At 72.8% G+C, this 7,638-nt stretch carries 5 protein-coding genes; 2 read left to right on the top strand and 3 right to left on the bottom strand.

The window, feature by feature from the left end:
• Positions 1–89: 89 nt before the first annotated feature.
• Entirely contained in the window at positions 90–839 is a 750-nt protein-coding gene (locus ACH4FX_RS42925; RefSeq protein ID WP_398487332.1) for a helix-turn-helix domain-containing protein, read from the bottom strand.
• A 6-nt stretch (positions 840–845) separates the two neighbouring features.
• On the opposite strand from ACH4FX_RS42925, the gene ACH4FX_RS42920 reads away from it, so the two are divergent.
• Both ACH4FX_RS42920 and ACH4FX_RS42915 read left to right on the top strand, forming a co-directional pair.
• Positions 846–1,217 carry a hypothetical protein gene (locus tag ACH4FX_RS42920; protein WP_398487331.1) on the top strand — a complete coding sequence of 124 codons (372 nt, stop codon included), beginning with the start codon at positions 846–848 and terminating at the stop codon, positions 1,215–1,217.
• A gap of 73 nt (positions 1,218–1,290) precedes the next feature.
• Positions 1,291–2,433: an NAD(P)/FAD-dependent oxidoreductase gene (locus ACH4FX_RS42915; RefSeq protein WP_398487330.1), complete on the top strand. Its 1,143-nt coding sequence runs from the start codon at positions 1,291–1,293 to the stop codon at positions 2,431–2,433.
• Positions 2,434–3,091: 658 nt separating this feature from the next.
• On the opposite strand, the gene ACH4FX_RS42910 is transcribed toward ACH4FX_RS42915, so the two are convergent.
• Positions 3,092–3,946, bottom strand: coding sequence for a hypothetical protein (locus ACH4FX_RS42910; RefSeq protein ID WP_398487328.1), 855 nt, complete (start codon positions 3,944–3,946; stop codon positions 3,092–3,094).
• 267 nt (positions 3,947–4,213) lie between these two features.
• Positions 4,214–7,638: hypothetical protein (locus ACH4FX_RS42905; RefSeq protein ID WP_398487326.1), on the bottom strand; the 3,425-nt coding region annotated here is incomplete at its 5' end.

Below are 7,638 nucleotides of genomic sequence, written 5' to 3'. Positions count from 1 at the left end.
CCCGCGACGACATCCACGAGGCATTCCTGAAACTCGCCTGCTCACTCATCTGCTGGCGACGCCTGCGCCCCACGTTGCGTTAGGAGCTCTTAGGCGTCAGCGCGTCGCAGAGAGGCAGGCGTACGCCCGATGAAGTCCCGGGCAGTACGGGTGAGGTGGGCCTGGTCGGCGAAGCCTGCGGTGGCTGCGGCCAGGGCGGCAGTCGAATCCGGCAGGTCGGCGATTGCGGTGCGGAGCCGACCCCATCGGCGCAAGCGCGCCAGCGTGATGCCCACCTCCTGCCGGGCCAGGGCGCGCAGCCGCGGGGCCGACAGGCCGACCTCGCTGGCGATGGAGGCGATGGGCATGTTCGGATCGTGCAACGTACACAGGTGGACAGCGTGGGCGACTCTCGGGTCGAGGAGGGGTGGGCGCCCAGCGAGTGTCTGCAGCTCGGCGTATCCGGCGGCCAGGTCCACGCGGGTGCCTGGGCTGTCGGAATCGGTGGTGCCGAGAGCGGCGAGCACGCGGCGGACCTCGTGCGAACCGAGCCGTATCGGCCCCGGCCGTGAGGGCAGCAGCCAGGAGTCGATGAACAGCGCCATGTAGGGAGAGGTCGCCGCACAGGCGTGGGCCAGCTGGGGCGGAACGATCAGCCCGGGCGCCGCCACCATGGGCCGCCCCGGCTGGAGGAGTTCGGCATAGCCACCGAGCGGCAGCACGGCTTTCCATACGGGCAGCTGGTGTTGGGCGACGCGGAACGGGCGGGACTCGGCGAACATCGTCGCCCCGGGACCGGAGGCGAAGACGATGCGGCGATCGTTTTGTTCAAGCGCCCAGGCGCGAGGTGCGTCGATCATCGTGCCATGCACGCTATCGCTTCCGTTGCCTTGGCGGTGTTTCTGGTCGTCACGGGGGTCGCGCACTTTCTGGTCCCTGGCTACTTCCGCACACTGGTGCCCGCGTGGCTCCGTCGGGAGCGGCTCCTCGTCGCCGTCAGTGGGGCGGCGGAGGTACTGGTGGGTGCGCTGGTGCTGGTTCCGTGCGGCAGGTGGACCGGGGGCTGGGCCGCCGCTGCTCTGATCACCTGTTACTTGGTGTCCCACGTGGACGCGCTGCGCCGCGCGCGTGCGGACCGGCCCCGGCTCCTTGAGCGGCCGGCCGGTGCGGTGGCTCGGCTGGTGGTGAACGTCCTGTACATCGCCTGGGCGATTGCCGTGGCCACAACCGCGGCCTGAACGTCGATGCGCGTTTCGACCGATTGTCCGAGGTGGCGCAGAAGCCGCCCGTAGTCACAGAGGAAGTCATGTCATGAGTCATCGCCTCGTCGTCGTGGGCGCCGGTTACGCCGGTCTCCTTGCGGCCAAGCGCCTCGCCCGCAAGCTGCGCCGCAGCGACGTCACCATCACGCTGGTCAACGCCTCGGACCGGTTCGTCGAACGGGTCCGGCTCCATCAGGTCGCCGCCGGGCGGCGATGGGCAGGGCCGTCGTTGCGGCAACAGCTCAGCGGTACACCGGTCCAGCTGGTCGTCGGACGCGTGACCGCGATCGACACCGCCGGCCGGACCGTGTGCATGGACGGCGCGCCCGGAACCATCGGATACAACACCCTGGTGTACGCGCTGGGCAGCCGGGCGCGGCTCGACGAGGTCCCCGGGGCGGTCGAGCACGCCTACACCGTCGCCGACCTTGAGCAGGCGACGCGGCTGCGGTACAGAGTTGCCGAGATTACGCCCGGAGGCACAGTGGCGGTGGTCGGCGGCGGGCTGACCGGCCTGGAAACCGCCTCGGAGCTGGCCGAGAGCTATCCCGAGCTGCGCGTCCGGCTGTTCACCGGTGCTGACGACGTGGGGTCCGGACTCGCGCCGCGCGCCCGGACCCACCTGCGGCGCGCTCTCGACCGGCTGGGCGTCTCGGTTCATCCGAAGACCCTTGTCGCGGTGGTGCGCCAGGACGGCCTGGACACACGCGGCGGCGCGTCGTTCGCCGCTGACGCCGTCGTGTGGACCACCGGGTTCCAGGCGCCGGAGCTGGCGCGCGAGGCAGGATTCGCGACGGATGAGGGCGGCCGGATGCTCGTCGACGCCACCCTGCGCTCGATCTCGCACCCTGAGGTGTACGCCGTCGGCGATGCGGCTGCCGGGGTGTCGGTGGGCGGAGCGCCGAGCCGCATGTCCTGCCAGGCAGCCCTGCCCATGGGCCGGGGTGTGGCCGACGTCGTCGCAGCTCGGCTGACGGGCCGGGACCCCGGACCCGTTCGGATCGGTTACGCCTTCACCAACATCAGCCTTGGCCGGCGTGACGGTGTCGTCCAGTTCACCCACGCCGACGACCGCCCGCGCGGGCTCGTCCTGACGGGACGCGCCGCGGCGGCCTTCAAGGAGGCCGTCGTGCGCAGCACAGTACGGTCCGGGCCGCGTGGTGAGCCAGGCAGTGACGAGTGGGATGCCTGAGCACTCCGCCTACCGCAGGGACGGTGTTGTGACCTCACGAGGTCCGCTGAGGAACGCGTACCAACACCTGGGGACGTTCACCTGTATGCGCCTGGGGCGCCAAGGCCGTACCCCGACACGGAGGCGCCAACAAACGTGAACGGGCGCCGCCAACCAGGTTGAACAGTCTCTCGATGACCAGCGCAGATCCTTCAGCCCATCCGCCAACTACCGCGAACGGTCACAACGCCGGCGGCGCGGTCCCGCTCGCGCGGTGCAGTCCACCGTGGCCATTCATCCCCGGTGGCGGCCCCCCGCGGTGCGCCACGGGTTCGGCCGGCCACCGGGGTACTGCCGTGAGCGGGAGCGACGCCGGAGGGGCGGCGGCTTCGGTGACGAGTACAGCTCCGCGACGCGCGCCCGGGATGCGTCGGCGAGCTCCTCCAGGCGCTCCAGTTGCTTCGGCGAGAAGAACGTCGGCATCGGGCTGACCATCGGGGCCTCCGCTCTCAGGGGTCGGTCCCCCACACACTCGCCTCTCTCCGCCGCCCTCGAGGCCCGGCGGCCGGTCGCGTCCCGACTACTGGAGCGGTGACTTCGTCCTCGGTCCCGCCGGACGGGTCGGCGGCCGTCACGGCTGGAGGCTCTGGCCGGGGCCGGGGCCGGGCTGCTGGTGCTGCTACTCGTGCTCCTGGCGGCGCCGGTCGACCGGCCCGGCCGGGCCGGCGGCCGGGGCCGGAATCTCTCCCTTCTGGATAGCGCGGCGGCGTGCGCTGGCCGTGCGGGTGAAGGCGGCGAGCCGTTCCAGGTTCTCCGGTGTGCGCAGCCACGTCGCCGCATCGGTCGTCCGGCCGTCCAGGTACTCCTCGGGCATCGCGGCCTGCTGGTGGGTGTGGAGGGCGGCGGCCCGCTGCGCCGGGGTGGGCGCGGCGTCCCGGTCCGGGTGGTCGACGGCGTGCGGCGCGTCTGACGGCTGGTCGCGGTGGTGGTCGCCGGCGTGCGTGGCGGCTGACGCAGTCGCGGCCGGGGCGTCGTCCGGCGTGGCGGCGGGTGCGGGGCGGGCGGCGCGGACCGCGTTCTGCACGGCGAGGCTGGCGACCCGGGCCCGTTCGTAGCGGCTCGACTCGCGGGGCGGCTTGCCGTCGGTGCCGGCGATCCACCAGCGATCGGGTCCGGCGAAGTCGGCGGTGTAGAAGACCTGGTCGGCGGCCGGGGTGCGGCGGCCGGGCTGGGGAGCGGTGGACTGGCGGGAGTATTCGGACAGGGCGCGAGTGGCGAGGGAGTCGTCCAGGCCGCGCGTGAACCCCTGGCCGCGCAGGGTCTCCAGCAGGTGCCGGCGGGCTTCGGCCAGGACGTGGCGGCGGGTGAACTTGCCGCGGACGGTGGAGACGACCGCGGCGACGTCGACGGCGGCGAGTACGGCGTCCACGTGCGGATCCACCCGGGCCCGGATCGCCACGACCGCCGCGCGGCAGCGCTGAACGAACCCGTCGACCACCTGCTCGCCGAAGTTCCACAGCGCGACGCCCGCCACCAGGCGAGCAGCTGCTCCAACGGGCGCGGGGTCTTCTTGCCCGGGCGGGTGTCCTGCGCCGCCTGCCATCCAAGGTTGTGGCGGGCGCGCTCTCCTGGCAGCCGCCCGTGCTGCTGCGCGTACTTGTAGGTGAGGCCTCCAGGACGTCCTCGATCCGCTGACGGCGGGGGGGGGAGGACCACGAACGGGGTACGGGGAGGAAGCGGGAAGGACGGTTGCAGGAAGAAGGGGGAGGCCCGTTCGCGATCGTCGCCGACAGGGGCGGGTTCACGGAGCGCACGCCGTGTGGCGCGGTGGGTCCGGCAGGTAGGTGGAACGTTCCTGCTCGGTGAGGTCCCGGCCGACGGTGCGGCAGATTCTGCTGACGGCCTCGTCGGGTGCCGGCAGGTCCAGGTGCCACAGATGCGCCTTGTTGTCGCCCTGGCCGATGGCGAGCGTATGGCCGTCGGGGCTGACTGCCATCGAGGTGACCGGCCAGCCGCGGCCGGACAGGGTCATGCGGGGCCGGGCCGAGGCGATGTCCCACAGCCGGACGATGCGGTCGTCGCCGCCCGTCGCGAGGGTGCGGCCGTCGGGCGTGAAGACAACGGCCCGTACGGTGCCGGTGTGGCCGGTGAGGACGGTGCGGGTCGTGCCGGTCGTGGTGTCCCACAGCCGTACCGTGCCGTCGACACCGCCGGAGGCCACGGTGCGGCCGTCCGGGCTGAAGGCCACCGACCACACCGTGTCCCGGTGCCCAGTCAGGCTCGTGCGCAGTCGTCCGGTGACGGTGTCCCAGAGCCGTACCGTCTTGTCGGAGCCGCTGGAGGCCACGGTGCGGCCGTCCGGGCTGAAGGCCACCGACACGACGCTTTCGGCGGACCTGCCGAGGATTGCCCGTGGCTTACCACGGGCTGTGTCCCACAGTTGGGCCCTGCCGCTCCCGTCGCCCGTGGCCAGCGTGCGGCCGTCCGGACCGAACGCCGCGGCGAGCACCTCGCTCCCGGCGTCGAAGGCCGTACGCCTGCGGCCGGTGGCGGTGTTCCACAGCCGGATCGTCCCATCCTCGCTGCCGGTGGCCAGCGTACGGCCGTCCGGACTGAACGCCACGGTCAGCACCGCGCCGCTGTGGCCGCCCAGGATGGCGCGCGGTCTGCCCGTTCGCGTGTCCCACAGCCGCGCCGTGCCGTCGTCACTGCCGGTGGCGAGGGTGCGTCCGGCACGGCTGAAGGCCACCGAGGTCACATCACCGGTGTGCCCGGTGAGCGTCGTAGCGGCCGGGTGCCGGCGGACGTCCCACAACCACAGCGCACCGTCGACATCGCCGGTGGCCAGGGTGCGTCCGCCGGGATCGAAGGCGATCGCCGCCGTCCCGCCGGTCTGGCCGATCGGGGTCGCACCGGACTTGCCGGTCCGGGTTTCCCACAGCCGTACGGTGCCGTCGTCGCTGCTGGAGGCGAGAGCGTGGCCGTCGGGGCTCAAGGCCACCGAGGTCACGGCGTCGGTATGGCCGCTGAGTACTGCGCGGGTCGTCCCGTCGGCCGGGGAGCGCAGCCGTACGGTGCCGTCGTCGCTGCCGGTGGCGAGGGTGCGGCCGTCGGGGCTGAACGCCAGCGTCGCCACCACGTCCGTGCGGTCGGTGAGCGTGGTGCGGGGGCGGCCGGTGTCCGCGTCGCGCAGTTTCACCGCACCGTCGTCGCCGGCCGTGGCCAGGGTCCGCCCGTCCGGACTGAACGCCACCGCTTTCATGCGGTCGCTGTGATCGGTCAGCACAGTGCGCGTGGTGTGCTGCCGCATGTCCCACAACCGCACCGTGGTGTCCCAGCTGCCGGTGGCCAGGGTGCGCCCGTCGGGGCTGAAGGCCATCGACGTGGCGGCGGCGGCATGGCCGGAAAGAGTGGCCTGAACCGTGCCGGTGGCTGTGTCCCGAAGCTGCACCGTACCGTCGCTGACTCCGGCAGCCAGGGTCCGCCCGTCAGGGCTGAAAGCCACCGTCTGGACGCCGATCCTGGCGCCGCCGAACGTGGTGGCGAAGACGGTGGTGCGGGGCCGGCCGGTGTCCGCCTCCCACAGCCGTACGGTGCCGTCGTCGCTGCCGGAGGCCAGGGTGCGCCCGTCCGGACTGAACGCCACCGCCCGCACATCCTGGGTATGGCCCCTGAGACGGCGTTTCAGGGGCAGGGCGGCAGCGGCAAAGACGCTGGTGGTGGCCTCGGCGGTGGGACGGATGCGGTAGGCGTGGGCTGCCAGGAGGGACGCCAGGTCCGGGTGGCCGCCGAGCAGCGTGGAGGACTGGGCCGCCAGTTGCCGTGACAGCGCCGTGCGCCGCTGGTCCTCGCTGCTGCGGTACTGGACGAAGGCGGCCACTCCCGCGACCAGAGCGAGTACCAGAAGGACGGCCAGGGAGGCTGCCGCCCCGCGCAGGTGGCGGGTGGTACGGGCCGCCGAGCGCTGCTCCTGTTCGTGTGCGGTGATGCTGGCGGTGAGGAAGTCTCTTTCCTGAGGGGTGAGATCGTCGTGGGCGGCGGCAGCGGCGAAGGCTTCGCGAGCGGTGGCCAGACGGGTGCCGCGGTACAGCGCTCCCGGATCGCGGTCGAGCGCCGCCCACGCGGCGGCGGCTTCGGTCAGGCGGCGGTGCGCGAGCAGCCGTTCCCGGTCCTCGTCGACCCACTTCTGCAGCCGGGGCCACGAGGTGATCAGCGCCTCGTGCGCCAGGTGGATGGTCTCCTCCTCCGTGGTCACCAGGCGGGCGCCGGCCAGCCGTTCCAGTACCGTGGCGGTGGTGGCGTCGCCGGCGTCCAGCTCGTCGTGCGGCGTGGGGCGGCGGGTGTCCGGGTGCCCCTCCCCCGGGGCGATCAGGCGCAGCAGGATACGGCGGGCCGTCCGGGCCTGGGCCGGCGTGAGGCGGGTGTAGAAGTGTTCCGCGCTCTGGGCGACGGCGCCGTGGATACCGCCGGCGGCTTCGTAGGCGTCGAGGGTGAGGGTACGGCCGCGGCGGCGGCGCCAGGTCTCCAGCAGGACGTGCGACAGCAGCGGCAGACCGCCCGGCTCCTGGCCGGCCTCTTCGATGAGGCGGGCGGTCAGCGCACGCTCCACGATCAGCCCCTCCGCGGCTGCGGGCTCGACGATCGCTGCACGCAACTCGTCCGGCGTCATCGGACCGACCGGCAGACTCGCCTCCTTGAGGACCGCCGCCAGTCCCTCGTACTCAAGACAGCGGGCATAGAAGTCCGCCCGTACCGCCACGCATATCCGCAGCCGGCTGCCGGGATCGCGGGCCGACGACAGCAGGCGGACGAACTCCGCTCGTTCCGCCGCATCCCGGCAGAGCGTGAAGATCTCCTCGAACTGGTCCACCACCAGCCACGTGTCTCCCGGCCCGTCGGCCGGGGTGAACAACCTGCGGTGATCGTGCACCGGCCGGGGGCCGGGCGTGAGGATACGGATCACCGCCGGGCGCAGCGCCGTGTCCGCGGTGGTCTGCAACCGCGGGACGAGGCCGGCGCGTAAGAGGGAGGACTTACCGCTGCCCGACGGGCCGAGCACCATGACGCACCGGTGGGTTTCGGCCAGGACGGCGAGGTCTTCCGTCAGGCGGGCGCGGCCGAAGAACCGGGAATGGTCGCCGGGCTCGAACCGGGCCAGGCCGCGGTAGGGCGGATCCGCCGCCTCCTCGTCCGGGTCACGGGGCCGGCTGGCCGCTTCATCGCGCA

The organism is Streptomyces sp. NPDC018019 (assembly GCF_044327805.1).
GTDB lineage: Bacteria > Actinomycetota > Actinomycetes > Streptomycetales > Streptomycetaceae > Streptomyces.
Note: the sequence above shows the minus strand (reverse complement) of the source record. Positions and strands in the feature narration are given on the sequence as shown.